General features: G+C 71.8%; 9 protein-coding genes and 2 pseudogenes. 5 read left to right on the forward strand and 6 right to left on the reverse strand.

Annotation, left to right across the window (positions count from 1 at the left end; genetic code table 11):
* The 5 genes and pseudogenes from D7V77_RS32385 to D7V77_RS32405 form a co-directional block, all read left to right on the forward strand.
* Nucleotides 1-493 (forward strand): annotated as a pseudogene (locus D7V77_RS32385) (DUF58 domain-containing protein); the annotation flags it as partial.
* A complete protein-coding gene (locus tag D7V77_RS32390) occupies nucleotides 490-2,223 on the forward strand; it encodes a BatA and WFA domain-containing protein (RefSeq protein WP_120580140.1) in 1,734 nt (577 codons plus the stop codon). The pseudogene D7V77_RS32385 and the gene D7V77_RS32390, both read left to right, overlap by 4 nt.
* Nucleotides 2,220-4,961, forward strand: a complete 2,742-nt coding sequence (locus D7V77_RS32395; protein WP_120580141.1) for a VWA domain-containing protein — start codon at nucleotides 2,220-2,222, stop codon at nucleotides 4,959-4,961. Before D7V77_RS32390 ends, D7V77_RS32395 begins: the two co-directional genes overlap by 4 nt.
* Before the next feature lie 1,948 nt (nucleotides 4,962-6,909).
* Nucleotides 6,910-7,725: a hypothetical protein gene (locus tag D7V77_RS32400; RefSeq protein WP_120580142.1), complete on the forward strand. Its 816-nt coding sequence runs from the start codon at nucleotides 6,910-6,912 to the stop codon at nucleotides 7,723-7,725.
* A gap of 8 nt (nucleotides 7,726-7,733) precedes the next feature.
* Nucleotides 7,734-8,120 carry a response regulator transcription factor gene (locus D7V77_RS32405; RefSeq protein WP_120580143.1) on the forward strand — a complete coding sequence of 129 codons (387 nt, stop codon included), beginning with the start codon at nucleotides 7,734-7,736 and terminating at the stop codon, nucleotides 8,118-8,120.
* Here D7V77_RS32405 and D7V77_RS32410 read toward each other — a convergent pair.
* The 6 genes and pseudogenes from D7V77_RS32410 to D7V77_RS32435 form a co-directional block, all read right to left on the reverse strand.
* Nucleotides 8,103-9,083 (reverse strand): DUF4438 domain-containing protein, encoded by a 981-nt coding sequence (locus tag D7V77_RS32410; RefSeq protein WP_120580144.1) that lies wholly within the window; start codon nucleotides 9,081-9,083, stop codon nucleotides 8,103-8,105. The genes D7V77_RS32405 and D7V77_RS32410 overlap by 18 nt on opposite strands.
* Nucleotides 9,084-9,099: 16 nt before the next feature.
* Complete coding sequence (locus D7V77_RS32415) at nucleotides 9,100-10,197, reverse strand: hypothetical protein (RefSeq protein ID WP_120580145.1); 1,098 nt, start codon at nucleotides 10,195-10,197, stop codon at nucleotides 9,100-9,102.
* A gap of 59 nt (nucleotides 10,198-10,256) precedes the next feature.
* Complete coding sequence (locus D7V77_RS32420) at nucleotides 10,257-12,245, reverse strand: hypothetical protein (protein ID WP_120580146.1); 1,989 nt, start codon at nucleotides 12,243-12,245, stop codon at nucleotides 10,257-10,259.
* Nucleotides 12,246-12,266: 21 nt separating this feature from the next.
* On the reverse strand, nucleotides 12,267-13,571 hold the full coding sequence (locus D7V77_RS32425; protein ID WP_120580147.1) for a hypothetical protein: 1,305 nt from the start codon (nucleotides 13,569-13,571) through the stop codon (nucleotides 12,267-12,269).
* A 36-nt stretch (nucleotides 13,572-13,607) separates the two neighbouring features.
* Nucleotides 13,608-14,678 (reverse strand): hypothetical protein, encoded by a 1,071-nt coding sequence (locus D7V77_RS32430; RefSeq protein ID WP_120580148.1) that lies wholly within the window; start codon nucleotides 14,676-14,678, stop codon nucleotides 13,608-13,610.
* Between the two features lie 42 nt (nucleotides 14,679-14,720).
* Nucleotides 14,721-15,336 (reverse strand): annotated as a pseudogene (locus D7V77_RS32435) (hypothetical protein); the annotation flags it as partial.

Here is a 15,336-nt window from a genome sequence, read left to right on the forward strand (position 1 = left end):
GCTGTGGGGCGGGGCGCGGTCGGAGCGGGTTCAGGGACCGGCGTGCCGCGCGGCGCTGCGAGGGGCGGAGTTCGAGGCGCGGGATGACCTGGCGTCGGCGCTGGGGCGGCTGCCGCCGTTGCGGCCGTGTGGGTTGCGGGTGGTGGTGAGCGACTTCCTCTTCGAGACGGACCTGGAGGCGCTGTGCGCCCGGCTGTCGCGAGGAGCGTCGGCGTTGTTCCTGGTGCAGGTGCTGGACGCGGAGGACCTGGAGCCTACGGGCGGTGAGGGCGCGCGGCTGGTGGACGCGGAGAGTGGCGTGGCGCTGGAGGAGTTGCTGACGGACGGCGTGCTGGCCGCCTACGCCCGCCGCTTCGCGGAGCATCAGCGTGCGCTGCGAAGCGCGGCGGTGCGGGCTCGGGGAACGCTGCTCACCGTGAACGCGGCGGAAGGGTTGCGGGCGCAGGTGGCGGGGCCGTTGCGCGCGTTGTTCGTCGTGGGGGGCGGGGCGTGAGCTTCGGACTTCCCTGGGGGCTGCTGGCGTTGGGCGCGCTGGTGCCGCTGGTCGCGGCGTACTTCCTGCGCCGCCGGCAGAAGCCGGTGGTGGTGAGCGCGTTGTTCCTGTGGCGCACGCCGCGTCCTCGCGCGGAGGGCGGGCCCCGGTGGGAGCGCTTCACGCGTGAGGCGTCGCTGCTGCTGGAGGCGCTCGCCGTGCTGGCCGCCGCGCTGTACCTGGCGGACGTGCGGCTGGGGGAGAACGCTCGACGCCGTCACCTGGTGCTTGTCGTGGACGGCAGCCTGTCCATGTCCGCGCGGACTCCGGATGGCAAGACGGTGCTGGAGCACGTGCGCACGGAAGCCGCGAAGCGCGTGGAGTCGGAACGCGCGACGCACGTCACGGTGCTCGCGAGCGGCGTGGCGCCCCTGGTCCTCGCTGGACCGGAAGCCGATGCGTCGCGTGCCCTGGGCGCGCTGGAGTCCTTCCAGGCGCGCGGTCCGGACCATGACGTCACGGCTTCGCTCCTGTGGGCGCAGGAGCTGGCTGGCCCGGGCAAGCACGTGCACTTCTTCACTGACGCGCCGCCCTCCGAGGACACGACCGTGCCGCCCTCCGTGCGTTGGACTGCGCTGGGGCGCTCCCAGGGCAACGTGGCGTTGGTCTCCGCGCAGCGGCGCGACGAAGGCGGCCGGGCCACGGTGACGCTGCGGGTCGCTCGCTTCGGGGCGGGGCCTTCGGAGATTGATGCACGCGTGCGCGCGGCACCCGGACCGGGCGCGCGGGAAGGCACCGAACGCACGGAGCGCATCGCGTTGCCGGAAGAGGGCGCCGCGACCGTGCGCCTCACGTTTCGCGAGGCCGGCGACGTGGAGGTGTCCCTGCCGGACGACGCGCTGCCCGAGGACGGACACGTGCGCCTGCCCCCGTCCCCCGTGATGCCGGTGGCCGTGGGGCTGACGGAGGGCCTGTCGCCCGCGTCGAAGCAGGCGCTGGAGCGCTTCCTGGCCGTGTCTCCCGATGTGGCGCACGGCCCTCCTGTTCCCGGCGCGCCGGTGCTGTCCGTCGGCCCCGCGCGCGCGGAGGCCCGTGTGACGCTGGGCGCGGAGGGACCGCTGCGCACCTTCGTGGGGCCGTTCTTCACGGAGAAGGGCAGCACGCTGATGGACGACGTGCAGCTTTCGGGCGTGCGGTGGACGGCGGGCGCGAACCCTCCGGGCCGTCCGTTGATGACCGCGGGCGAAGCCGTGCTCGTGTCGGAAGAGGAGGGCGGGCGGCTGCACCTCAACGTGGACCTGGCGCGCTCCAACCTCCAGCGGACCACCGCCTGGCCCGTGTTGCTGGGCAACGTGGTGCGTGATGCGCGGCGGCTTCGCGAGGGCTTCCCCCGGCGTCAGCTCAACCTGGGCGAGTCGCTCTCCGTGGTGACGGAGGCCGGTGCACGCTACGCGCTGAAGGGACCCGCGGGCCGCAAGCCCGTGTTTGGCGCGGGTGCGCTGAGCCTGCCCGCGCCCACCAGCCCCGGTCGCTATGTGCTGGAGCGCGAGGGCCGTGAAGTAGACTCGCTGGAGGTGCTGGCGCTGGATGCTCGGGAGTCGGACCTGCGTGGCCGGGGCAGCGCGGACGTGGCCGCGAAGGAAGCGGGCGAGGACTCGGAAGGGAACAGCGGCCATGAGCGCGCCCGCTGGCCCCTGGTGGTGCTGCTGGCCGCGCTGCTGGCGGACTTCTACGTCACGAGGAAGGCATGACCTTCACCCTTCCCCAGGCGTGGCTGCTGCTGTTGCCGCTGGGACTCTTCCTGTGGCGCTACGGCCGGAGGCCCGGTCCGCCCATGGTGCTGCGGTGGGCGCTCCTGGTGCTCGGCGTGGGCGCGCTGTCCGGGCCGGAGCTGCGGCTGGCGAACGCGGGCAGCGACGTGGCCGTGGTGGTGGACCGCTCACGCTCCATGCCGCTGGACGTGGACCGCGTGGCGCAGGAGCTCGTCTCGCTGGTGGAGTCCCAGCGCCGGCCGGGCGACCGCGTGGGGGTCATCACCTTCGGCCGCGAGGCGCGGGTGGAGTCCTCGCTGTCGGAGCGGAGCCGGTTCGGCGGCTTCACGCGGCCGGTGGACGCGGAGGCGTCGGACCTGTCGGCCGCGCTGGACGCGGCGGGTGCGCTCATTCCCCCCGAGCGCACGGGCCGGGTGCTGGTGGTCTCCGACGGCCGTGCCACGGGCGCGGATGCCCGGGGTGCGACGCGGCGGCTGGCTGCGCGAGGCATCGCGGTGGACTACCGGCAGGTGTCCCGGCCGGAGCCCGCGCTGGACGTGGCCGTGGTGTCGCTGGACGTGCCCGCCACGGTCTCCGTGCGCGAGCCCTTCCAGTTCTCCGCCGTGGTGCAGGCGACGTCGGCCGTCACCGGCACCGTGCGGCTGGAGCGCGACGGGAAGGTGCTGGTGAAGGGGCCGTACGCCTTCAAGCCCGGGCCCAACCTGCTGCCCCTGCGCGACCTGCTGGAGGAGCCGGGGCTCGTGCACTACCGGCTCACGGTGGAGGTGCCCGGAGACGGCGTCCCGGAGAACGACGTGGGCGTGGGCGTGCTGCGCGTGGAGGGGCCGCCGCGCGTGTTGCTGCTCACCGCGCAGCCCTCGGGCACGTTGGCGAAGGCGCTGACGGCGACGGGCATGACCGTGGACGTGAAGGCGCCGTTCCACCTGTCGCTGGAGGCGCTCGACGGGGTGGGCGTGGTGGTGCTGGAGAACGTGGACGCCAACGCGCTGGGCGAGACGGGGTTGAACGCGCTGGCGGATTACGTGGACCAGGCGGGCGGTGGATTGGTGATGACGGGAGGGCGGTCGAGCTTCGGCGAGGGCGGCTACCGGCGCTCTCCCGTGGAGCCACTGCTGCCCGTGTCATTGGAGATGCGCGAGGAGCAGCGGCGCGCGTCGGTGGCGATGAGCGTGCTCATGGATTCGAGTTGCTCCATGGGCGTGCAGGTGCCGGACGGGCGCACGAAGATGGAGTTGGCCGCGGAGGGCGTCACGGCGGCGCTCACGTTGCTCAACGCGAACGATGAAGCCTCCGTGCACATGGTGGACACGGAGCCGCATGAAATCTTCCCCTTGAGTCCGGTGAGCAAGGGACTGCCTTTCGACCAGGTGGCGCGAGGCTTCAGCGGCGGTGGCGGCATCTTCGTGGGCACGGCCCTGCGCGCGGGCAGCAAGGAGATCCTCCGCAGCGACAAGCCCACGCGGCACGTGGTGCTGTTCTCCGACGCGGCGGACTCCGAGGAGCCGGGCGACTACCAGGAGACGTTGGCGGCGCTGCGAGCGGCCAACGTGACGGTGTCGGTCATCGGCCTGGGCAAGCCCACGGATCCGGACGCGGACCTGCTGCGCGAGGTGGCCCGGCGCGGCGCCGGGCGCATCTACTTCGCGGAGGACGCCATGAGTCTGCCGCGCATCTTCAGCCAGGAGACGCTGGCGGTGGCGAGGGCCACGTTCGTGGACGAGCCCGCGTCGCTGGAGGCCGCGCCGGACCTGCCGCTGCTGGGGCCGCTGCCGACGACGGGCCTGCCGCAGGTGGGCGGCTACAACCTCACCTACCTGAAGCCTCGGGCGAACGTGGCGCTGCGCACGTTGGACACGAACGCCGCGCCGGTGCTGGCGCTGTGGCCGCATGGCGCGGGGCGCACGGTGGCGCTCACGGCGGAGGTGGACGGCAGGTACACGGGTGAGTTGCGCGAGTGGGGCGCGCTGCGGGCGACGTTGGAGGCGGTGGTGCGCTGGTCGATGGGGCGGCCGACGCCGAAGGAAGAGGCGGTGGTGCGCTCGGAGCGCCAGGGCAACGTGCTGCGCGTGACGTTGGACCTGCCGCCGGGTGAGCCGATGCCGGGCGCGCTGCCCACGGCGGTGTTGCTGGCGGGCGACGGGCGCTCTGGAGTGGAGAAGCCGCTGCACTGGGAGGACGAGGACCGGCTGGTGGTCGAGTACCCGCTGACGGGCAGCGGCACCTGGCACCCGGTGGTGGAGTGGGGCGGACGCGTGTTGAGAGCGCCACCGGTGGCGCTGCCGTACGCGCCGGAGTTCGAGCCGGGCAGCGCGAAGGAGGGCCTCAAGCTCCTGCGAGCCTTGTCGGCGGTGGGCGGAGGCCAGGAGCGGCTGTCGATGACGGGCCTGTTCGCGGAGGCGCCGGAGTCGGAAGGCCGCGTGGCGCTGGCGCCCTGGCTGGTCGCGTTCGCGCTGGCGGCGATGCTGGCGGAGGTCGCGGTGCGCAGGTTCCTCTCCGCGCCGCGAGTGCGTGCCGCACGGGAAAGGCCCGTGAAGGAAGCCAGCGCACGAGAGCCCACGGCGGCCCCACGCACGGACGTGAAGCCCTCCGCGACGACGCCCAATCCTGTTCAGGAGGAACCCGCCGAGCAGAAGCCGGAGCCTCCGAAACCGCCCGCTGGAGTGGACTCCGCACTGGAGGCCGCACGAGCTCGGGCACGGCGTCGCACGGGGCGCTGAGCCGAGGTGCGCGAGTCCGCGCACGGCGCCAGATTCTCTGCGCGCCATGCTGTCCAACAGGGGAGAGAAGGGAGACCCCGCTGGGACTGCCCGGCAGCGGCGTACCCCACGAACCTGTCCGACAGTCGGACCGGCTTGGTGGCCCTCGGCTAGGGGCTCCCGGTCCGCCGCTATGAAGGGCGTGCGGGAGCCTTTCGGGTCCTGTGGCTGCCTCGCGACGCGCGGCGCTGGACGCCACGACCGGGGGCACCGGCAACGTACTCGCGTCTCTTCTGAGCACGCGCCGAGAGCAGGCGAGCCAGCGTGGGGACAGCCTTCCGGGATGACCGCACTGTCGTCCTGGGGAGCCGCCGTGGCGCCTCCATCCTGAACTCAACCGTCGAGCCCGGCTCCGGGTCGAACTTCCCTGCGCAAGGGTGATTCCTACTGTGCGTGGGCAGGTTGGTTCTCAGGGGAGGTTGCCGTGGCTGGTGATGATGCGGGGCGGAAGCGGAACCGTGCGCCCGTTGCCTCCCAGGGCGTGATGTCGCTCCTGGACCGCTGGGTTTCCGACCTCGAACGGGATGATCCCTTCTCACGGGAGGATGCGCCGGAACCGCATCAGCGCACTTCCGGAGCCGCTGCTCGCTCTGGTGACGATCCGCTCGATGAGCTCGGCCCAGGTGACAAGACGACGCAGGGTGAGCCCGCTGTTTCCTCTCGCGCGACCCGGGAGCAGATGCGTCCTCCGCGTCGCGGCTCCAGACCTCCTGCTTACACGAGGGAAGACGACTCATCGGGGACAGCGAGTGCGCCGCAGCGTCCTCCTCGTCAGAACCCAGAGCGTTTCGCCGAACCGGGGCCCAGCCGTCATGCCTCGTCTCGCGCGACCAGGGGGGAGGGGCGCCCTGCGCGTCCTGACCGTGAGCCGTTCTCCGAATCGAGGCCCCGCACTCCTGCTGAATCCGAGGCCCCTGGCGCCGCACGTGAAGGCATGCGCCCTCCACGGTCCGGTTCCGGCACGCTCGCCGAGTCCGTGTCCCGATCCCGGATGCCGCAGGGTGGAGGCTCCGCTTCTGGCGAGGGAGTGCACCCTCCACGTTCTGGCCGCAGTTCGCTCGCTGAGTCAGCGCCCCGACCCCGGATGCCGCAGGGCGGCCCCCCCGCTTCGTCCCGCGCGGCCCGTGAGAAGCACCGCCGCGAAGCGACTTCGTTCGGCGAACAGGATTCCGGCGTCGATTCCGTTCGCGCGGCGCGCGAGGATCATCACCTTGAGACGGATCCGTTCAGCGAACAGGCGCCCCTCATGCCGGCGGCATCGGAACGCTCGGCCCGTGATGCAAATCGCCACCTGAGGTCCGGAGCGGTTCCGTTCACTGCGTCAGAGGCGGCTGCTGCTCGCTCGAATCGTGAGGCAAGACACCATTCGAGCCGGGGTGCGGATCCGCTCGCGTCAGAGGCGGCGGCTGCTCGTCCGGCCCATGTGGCAAGCAGCCATGCTCACCCTGGCGCGGATCCGTTCGCGTCAGAGGCGGGTGCTGCTCGTTCGACCCATGTGGCAAGCCGCCACGCTCACTCTGGTGCGGCCCCGTTCGCGGAGGCTGGTGCTGCTCGTTCGGCCCATGAGGCAAGCCGCCACGCTCGCTCGGATGCGGATCCATTCAGGGAGTCAGAGACGGCCTCTGCTCGTTCGGTTCGTGAGGCAAACCGCCACCCTGGCACTGGCGCGGATCCGTTCGCGGCGCTGGAGGCGGTCTCGGCTCGTTCGGTCCGTGAGGCGAACCATCACTCGCGCTCCGGAGCAGACCCCTTCAGGGACTCCGAGTCGGCACCTGCCCGCACGTCCCGGGAGGAGAACGTCCACCTCCGCTCCGGAACCGACTTCTTCACCGAGTCTCAGTTCCGCGAAGCGGAAGCACAGGACTCGCCCTTCCGCGCGACCCGTGAGGAGCTCCGGCTCCAGGGGCCCGTGGTCACCTTCCCGGATGGCGCTCGAATCGTCCTGGGCAACGAGGGCGGCAAGCCCATCCATCGCGGCACCGTCGCGGTGCGCGGGCCGTGCGCACCCTCTCGTGAGGAGGTCATGGGACCAGGCCTCACGGAACCCCAGGCCCGCGCCTTGGACTTCGTCCTCGCGTGGTTCGGGCACCCGTTCGACTCCGTCACCTCCGAGCCCCAGCCCGGCGGCGAGCCCCGGTGGGGCGCCTGGCCATTGTCAGGACCCCTGCTCATCACCGCGCTCGTCCACTGGAAACAGCACGAACCCGAGGCGTTCGACGCGCGTCTGGGCCGGCTGGGACTCGAAGCCACCCCAGCGCAGCCGGACGCAGCGGCCTCGCTGCGTCTCCTGGGCTCCAGGCACGCGGCCCCCAGCGAAGGCCACGATGCCCTGGCCCTGATCGCCGAAGACCCCCGGCTGCTCGCGGCGCTTGCCCGGGCCGGCCGGGAGCGCGGCGCTCAACGGGCGCAACTCGAAACGCTCGTCACGCACGTGCTGCGCCCCATGCTGGCCTCCTGCGCCCAGGCGGAGACGGCCGTGGACGCGCCCGGTGGACTCTTCGCTTCGGCTCGCGCGCTGGCCCTGCTCTTCCACTCCGAGCTTCGCTTCGGCCGCCGCGGCGTCACGCGGCTCGTGACGCTCGCACGCGAACGGCCGGAGCCACCCGTCGCGGGAGAGCACGCGGGTGAGCGCCTCGCGGAGGACCTGCGCGCCACCGGACGCTCGCGCGAAGCCTCCGAGGTCTGGCGCATCCTCACCTCTCCCGAACTGGCGGACCCTTCCTAGCGCACGCCATGCGGACGCTTCTTCCTCCCGGGAGCCATGTCCTGCTCGTGGTCCCCGACCCCGGCGCCCCGGCTGCTCCCCAGGAGCAGAACCGCGTCCTGGCCGGCGAGCTCATCCTCAACGGTCAGCGCTACCACCTGGTGTCCGCGGAGCCCTCCGCGAGCCCCGCGACGGCGCCCGCGTCCGACGTGCGGTTGCTCACCTCGCGCGAGCTGCAGGTCGTCTCGTGCGTCTGCGCGGGCTGGGGCAACAAGCTGATCGCCACGAAGCTCAACATCAGCGCGTGGACCGTGGCGGCCCACCTGCGGCGCATCTTCGTCAAGCTGGGCGTGGACACCCGCGCCGCCATGGTGTCGCGCTGCCTGGGCGCGGTGTCCCTACCCCCGACCCCGTGACGGCCCGCGCGCCGGCGGCGCCACGCTCCGCCGCAGCCCCAGCACGAGCGCCACGTTGGCCTGGGGCCGGCACACCAGCCGCACGCACTCCCCCGGGCAGATGAGCAGCGGCGTCACCCCCGGCCCATGCCCCGCGACCTTGCTGTCCGAATGCACCACCACGCCCACCGTGATGACCCCCGCCCGCCGCGAAGGCCCGAAGCGGTAGTCCAACGGACACACCGCCACCAGGTCCCCCAGCCGGAGCGCATTCAGCCGGTGCTTGCGCACCAGCCGCGCGTCCGACAGCTGGATATCCAGGTCCCCCAGCACGCCCTCCGAACGCCCGAACCCCGAACCCATCAGCTCCGCGGGCACCGTGTGCGTCACGGGAACCACCAACCGCCCCGCTTGCGTCCGTACGCCCCATTGCCGGAGCAGCCGGGGCGACAGGTTGAGCGCGCGCACCTGCGGGAAGTCCGGCAGCTCCAGCCCCTGGCCGTACGCGTCCAACTGCACGCGGTCGCCAATGCACAGCCGGCGCTTCACCGCGGGCGGGAAGTCCACGATGACGTGGTTGATGCCGCCGTGCTTTCCCACCACGGTGCCCACCGCGCCCCTCGCGGGACCGCTCGTCACGCGCGCGCGGTTGCCCACGCACGCATAGAACATCAGCGCCCGGTTGGAGCCACCGCGTTGGCCGACGTCGTCCTTCCCCGTGTTGTGCAGCGACACACCCGCTTCCATGTGGTCCGCCGCCAGCCCCACCGCGCGGTCTCCCACGCGGCGGTTGAGCACGATGCCGCCGCTGCCCGGCACCAGCCGGGGCACCCCATCCCGGCCCATGCGGTACGGCGACGCGCGCACGACGGGATGGGACACCTGTCCCGCCACCGCGGAGGCCACCATCCGCGACACGTTGGTGCGCGGCGCCGAGGCGGCCCCCATGCCCGCCTCCATCAGGGGATGCAGCGGGATGTCCATGCCGTGCCTCCCTCCTTCAGCGCATCGCCGGCGCGGGGCTGGTGATGCCCAGCGTCTGGCGCAGGACGGGCGTCACGCCCCGGAACGACCGGCCATCCGGCGTCATCCGGTACGCGGCGATCCACTCTTCCGCCACCGGGCCCAGCGGCATCACCTCCGTCTGGAAGTCCTTGAAGTCGCGCGTCTTGAAGGGATTGTCCGCCACGAAGTTGAGCAGCAGGCGCCCCGCATCCGCCATCTTCGAGCGCTGCGAAATCTCCCCCGCGCCGCCCAGGTAGCGCTGCGACACGACTTCAATCACGTCCCACTTGGTGTTCGCGTCGAACGCCTTCTTGATGTCCGGCGTCTCCATCGCGTCGAGGATGGTCTTGAGGTACTCGCCCACCTCCACCGTGAGCGCCAGGATGTTGCCGTAGGTGGCGCGGTCAATCTGCCAGCGGATGTCCGTGCCCAGTCGCTGGATGGTGGCCTGGCTCGCGAAGGGCCGCTCGTTCAGCTGCTGCGAGCCGCGGATGACTTCACCAATGAGCAGGTCGCGGAAGTACTGCGCGATGGCGGACACGAAGGCGACGAACTCGCGGTGGAAGTTGCGGAACATCACCGCGCCCGCTGGCGCCGCCAGGCTGCCGTAGTTGAACGCGCGCCGGTACGCGAGCTGCCGGTCGCGCGGCTTGTAACGCAGCGGTTGGTGCTTCTCCATCAGGTACAGCGCCCGCGCACCGGGACCCCGCTGGATGCGCATGCGCCCGTCGTGGAAGAGGCGCAGGAGCACGCCCGCCACCTGGAACACCTTCATCCGTTCGTGCTGGTAGATGTAATAGAGCTCCGCGGTCGCGTGGAGCTGCGTCTCGATGACGGACTCGTCGAAGTCCTGGACGAGCAGCGGCCGGCTGATGGAGTCAAAGGACGGCGCTCCGTCCTTGCCCAACCCCATCAGGTCCGAGAAGAGCGACGCCGTCGAGCCGTCGGAGGCGCTGGTGAGCAGCTCCTCCTCCCGGAGCGAGAGCTGCTTCTGCAGCTCCGTGCGCTGCTCATCCGACGTGACGTTGGAGAGGACTTCCCGCTTCCACTGCGCGAACAGCCGCTGAAGGGCTTCTGCCGTACCGATGCTCATGGCATGCCACCTGGGTCAATGACGTTGAAGGAATGGGTTTCAGGCCCGTGCGTGCGCGCTCATGGCTTGCGAGCGTGGCGGACGTGGCGACGCGAGTGGCCCGACTTGGCGTGCCCGTTGGGCGGCGCGGGCTGTCCGTCCGAAGCGTGCCGCCCCTTGCCGGAGATGATGCGCTCCACGGCCTTGAGCTGATCCGAGAACGCTGCCTCCAGCTGACGGGCCAGCTCCGGCCCCTGGGCCTCCAGCTGCTGCTTCACGTCCGTCATGATGCGCGCCCGGCTCTTCTCGATGAGCGAGGCCACGTCGTTCAGGCTGGCCCCGTTACCCACCGTGGTTGCGTGTGCCGCCCGCTCGCCCGGCTCCGTTTCCATCGGGTGCTCCACGGCCCCCGGGTTGATGCCTGGCTCCAGGTCCTTCTCGATGCGGTCCAGCGAGACGCGGATCGGCGGAGGCACCGTGAACGGCTCGCCGGTGTTGCAGTGCGCGCCCTCCGGGAAGCCGTACTTGTGGTTCCGGTCGTCCTCGATTTCCTCCGACTGTCCGGGCGCCTCCTGGGTCAGCGTGTTCGCCAGCTCCAGCGAGTCCTCCTCCAGTCCGCACTGCTCCCGGAGGAACGCCGGGCTCACGTTGAAGACGTCCACGTTCGCGTCCAGCTGCTCGATCATGTCCTCGTGGAGGTCCACGCGGTTGCCGCCCGGCACCACGGCCTCGTCGTAGTCCAGCAGGAACAGGTCGATGATCCGGTCGAGGTGGTAGAGCTTGCGATCCAACCGGGCCAGCTCCTTCCAGAACTCCACCGACGTGCTGGGGTCCATCAGCAGGTCCTCGATGAGCTCCTGGGTGTCGTTGCGATCCCGGAACTTGTCGTTCAGCGCCTGCTCCTTGCCCGTCAGGTCCCGGAACGTCAGCGGGACGGGGAGCACCAGGTTGAGCAGCCGCGCCCCGGCATTGGGCCGGTCGAACGCGTCGATGAAGAGCGTGAGCGCTTCCGTGAAGGCGGCCAGGGGCGCGGAGGCTCCCTGGACCTTCGCGTTCAACGCGACGCCCCGGCTGCTGCCGCCGGAGTTGGAGAAGCCGGTGGTGGACGTGTCCAGCAGGCTGCCGGCCACGTCCCGCAGGCGCCGCAGCTGGATGAGCTCCACGGGCACCGCGGACGCGATGCCGCGCATGTCCTCTGAATTCTGCCGGGGCGTGTGGTTCAGGAGCACGTCCAACAGCCGCGACATGGCATCCGGCCGGGCGATGGCGCGCAGGTCCGACTGCCCCCGGGCGCGCAGCTGATCCAGCAGCTTGCCGTAGGACGCCTGGCCGTCACCCCAGTCGTCGTAGCCCTCCTGGATGGAGGTGGCGGTGAGCTGCTCCAGCGAGTTGATGAGCGCCTCGCGGCGCTGGCGCAGGTCCTGGAGCGCCACCTGGAACACCGTGCCGCCCTTGTCGAAGCCCGCGCGGAAGAGCGCCTCGCCCGCCAGGATGCGCAAGAGCGTGGCGTTGTCGTCGATGGTCGCCGCGAGCCGGCCGAACTCCTGGACCACCGTGGGGTTGACCATGCCCACCAGGCGCGCCACGCGCGCGGTGTCCCCCAGCTTGCGGATGGAATAGAAGGCCCGGTCGCGCGACACGGGGTCCACCGCCATGTTCGCCGCGGCCTCGCCCTCGTCCACCTCCGCGAGGATGGAGTCGCGCCAGCCGCACATCGGTGCCTTGAAGTCGCGGTTGGAGGCCAGGTTCACCGCGATCTCCAGGTCGTCCACCAGTGCCTTGCGCTCCTGGCGGAACCTCCGCTGGCCCGGCGAGTCCAGGGTGCCATTCATCAGGGCCATGACCGGCTCGGGCGTGGCCGAGACGCGGATGGGCTGGCCACTGCTCTCGTCGTCCAGGCGCGCGGCCGTGGTCGGGTAGAGCTTGCGCAGCGCGTACACCACCGCCTTGGGGTCACGCGCGTCGGACACACCGAGCTGACGGCGCAGGAACTCGTCGAACTTCGACTTCGCGCTCGAGGCCAGCTCGATGGATGCGCCGGGGCTTCTCCCCTTCACGTTCTCGTACATCGTCCCTCCCTTGAGGTCCTGTCATGCGGCCAGGGTGACGCCCACGCCCGGCGTCCGCGCGTTCCGCGTGCCGAGCTTCACCAGATGATTGAGCACCGTCCGAGAGATGCGCTCGGGCGGTGCCAGCCTCCGTTCGAGCGCCTCGCGGCTGGCGCTCACCACGTGGCGCGGCGGCAGCCCCGGCGGGATGTGCCCGCGCGCCAATGACTCCGCGCCCCGGTCGATGCGCTCCTGATCCGACGGCCAGAACGGCACCACGTCCACCAGCGCGCGCTGCGCCAGTCCCCGGCGGGGCTGGAAGGCAATCTCATCCACGACATGGGGGATGAGCCGCGCCGCCGTGACCAGGAGCAGCTTGGGGATGCGCGCGGAGGGCAGCCGCGAGCGGTACAGCCGGTCCCAGTTGTCGCGCACGTCGCAGGCCCGGCGGATGAAGCCCATGCGCCGGAGCATCTCCGCCTGGATGAACACACGCAGGAACGGCGTGGGGTGCGCGCTGAGCGGATGGAACGTCAGCACCCGTGACGCCGGGTACGCGAGGAAGTCCTTCATCGAGTGCACCGACGCGGGCCCCCCGAGCAGGCACGCGATGAGATCCGCGAAGATCTCCTTGTGCCAGCGGCCCCACAGGCGCGTGAGCCACGGGTTGCCGGTGGCGTGCAGCACGCGCCGCTGGAGTGCCACCTGCGTCTCCTGCCAGATGCCCAGGTCCGCCTGCAGGTTGTGGCCGATTTCGTGGAGGATGACGCCCATGCCCCATGGCGCCTCCACGCGCTCGTAGGGCACGCGGATGAGCGGGAAGGGGTTGCGCTCCCCGAGCAGCCGGCTCAGCAACACGCCGCGCCGGAAGGTGGCCGGGGAGAAGCCGTGCTCCAGGTAGGTGAGCGGCTTGAGCATGGGGCCGTCCATCAGACCCGGCGAGGCCTGGCGTACCGCCTGGAAGCAGTCCACCGCGATGGCGTCGCAGGCCGCCAGCGCCGGCGCGAACCGCGTGCCCCGCTGGCTGAAGACGTCGAAGAAGAGGCCGTAGGCGCGGCGGGCGCGGTCGATTTCACGCTCCAGGAGCGCGTTGCGCTCCAGCACCTCGTCAGGCGCGGGAGGGACGCCGTCCAGCCGGCCGTTCAGCCGCGAGAGGGCGCGGCGCACGTCGCGGTCGATTTCGCCCAGGCGCGCGTTGGCCGCGGCGAAGTGCGCGGCGGAGGGGGCGTAGGGGACGTCCCGGGGCCGGATGCCCACGTCCTGCGGCGTGAGGCGCGACAGCCGCCCCGCCCGGAACGTGATGCTCTGGACCTTGGCCCGCAGGAACCGCTGAAGCGTGTCCGCCATGTGCCCGCCTCCCCCTTGCCGCTCACGCCCCCTGGTTCACCGCACGATGACGCGCACCGGCCCCCGCAGCGTGACGGTCCGCAGCCGGCGAAGGCCGGGGCCTCCCATCATGGGATTCGTCCGGCCGCGAGGCCCCACCCGGCGCAGGCCCGCGCGCGCCCGGAGCTGCCGCACGGCGGCGCTCGTCCGGGCCAGGCGGCGCACCACGCGCGGGCTGGAGATGACGCGCCCGCCGATGCGGCGGAGCATCCGCGGCACCGCCTGGGGGCTCGCGCCCTGCTGGCGCACCAGCCGCGTCACCTGACGCACCACGCGCGTCACCGCCGGCAGGGCCCGCGGGCCGTAGCGCTGGCTGATGCGCGAGGCGAGCTGCGTCGTCATCTGGCCCACCGCGCGTCCCAGCGCCCGGGCCTGTTGGGGCGACTGCCGGCGGCGCGCGGGAGACATGGTGGAGCGGACCACGTGCCGCGCCGCCAGCCCGCCCAGCACGCGGTTGAAGGCGTCCATGTCCTCGTCGTTGGCGTAGTCCCCGGCGGCGTCCGCGAAGGCGTCCATCGCGTCCGCGCGGAGCAGCCCACCCAGGCTGCGGCCAATCTCCTGGCCCGCGATGCCGCCCAGCCGGGGCGCGGCCTGACGGATGAGCCGCATGGCGATGGGCATGGCCCTGCGGCGGATGCGCTGGAAGGTGGGCCCGGCCACGGTGGCCAGCCTGCGCGCGCCGGCCGCCAGACGGCGGAGGAACTCGTCCTCGTCCTGAGCGTCCATCGCGTCCGCGAAGGTGTCCTCCAGGGCGTTGGGGTTGTCCGTCTCGAAGCCGTCGCCCTCGAAGGGCTCCTCCATGTTGGTGGGGTTCTCCTCGAAGCCCTCGGCCTCGAAGGAGTCCTCCATGTTGGTGGGGTTGTCCTCGAAGCCTTCGCCCTCGAAGGGGTCCTCCATGGTGGTGGGGTTGTCCTCGAAGCCCTCGGCCTCGAAGCCCTCCTCCATGCCTTCGCCCTCGAAGGGATCGTCCATGCCCTCGTCCTCGAAGCCCTCCTCGCCCTCTGCCAGCAGGTCGGACATCTCATCGCCCTGGCTCGAAAACTCCTCTTCGAAAGGCTGCGGTTGCATGGGTACTCCTCCTTGTCCTGAAGACTTCGTGAGTGGATCGACCTAGGCGCGGCGGACGCTCGCGGCGCTGACCACGGAGACGGGGATGCGGCGCAGCAGCTGCCGCCGGGCGTGCACCCGCCGCGCGGCCAGGCGCGGCGGGACGACGCCCATCGCGGGCATCTGGACCGCGCGAGTGAGCACCCGGCGCCCCGCGCCCTGCACCACCCTTGGCAGGGCTGTGATGGCGCCGCCCGTGCCGCGCAGGCGCAGGTTCCCCGCCGCCAGCCGGGCGATGAGGCGCATCAGCCGCAGCCGCCGGCCCGAGGTGCCCGGCACCTGCTGGGCGAGCCGCATCAGGAGCTGCTCCACGCCGCGCGTGCGAGCCCGCAGCACGCCCTGCGCGGCGCCGCCGAGCGTGGTGCTCATGGGCACCGCCTGCCGCGTCACCACCCGCGCCGCGAGCCCCGCGCCCAGCGGCAGGGCCACGGCGGGCGGCACCTGCCGCGCATCCGCCATGTCCGCGAGCGCATCCAGCGACGCGTCGTCATCCGCGCCGTCGCCGCGCAGAATAGAGGACGCGATGCGCCCGCCCACGCCTGGAATCAGGCCACCCACCGCCCCCGCGAGCGCACCGCGCAATCCCTGTCCCCGCAGCAGCCCCTGCGCGGCGCCAACG

This window comes from Corallococcus sp. CA041A (assembly GCF_003612075.1).
Classification (GTDB): domain Bacteria; phylum Myxococcota; class Myxococcia; order Myxococcales; family Myxococcaceae; genus Corallococcus; species Corallococcus exiguus.

Bases quoted from the DNA above. Each gene is read 5' to 3' on its own strand.
- D7V77_RS32395 (WP_120580141.1), top strand. From the start codon at position 2,220: ATGACCTTCACCCTTCCCCAGGCGTGGCTGCTGCTGTTGCCGCTGGGA.
- D7V77_RS32405 (WP_120580143.1), top strand. From the start codon at position 7,734: ATGCGGACGCTTCTTCCTCCCGGGAGCCATGTCCTGCTCGTGGTCCCC.
- D7V77_RS32410 (WP_120580144.1), bottom strand. From the start codon at position 9,083: ATGGACATCCCGCTGCATCCCCTGATGGAGGCGGGCATGGGGGCCGCC.
- D7V77_RS32415 (WP_120580145.1), bottom strand. From the start codon at position 10,197: ATGAGCATCGGTACGGCAGAAGCCCTTCAGCGGCTGTTCGCGCAGTGG.
- D7V77_RS32420 (WP_120580146.1), bottom strand. From the start codon at position 12,245: ATGTACGAGAACGTGAAGGGGAGAAGCCCCGGCGCATCCATCGAGCTG.
- D7V77_RS32425 (WP_120580147.1), bottom strand. From the start codon at position 13,571: ATGGCGGACACGCTTCAGCGGTTCCTGCGGGCCAAGGTCCAGAGCATC.
- D7V77_RS32430 (WP_120580148.1), bottom strand. From the start codon at position 14,678: ATGCAACCGCAGCCTTTCGAAGAGGAGTTTTCGAGCCAGGGCGATGAG.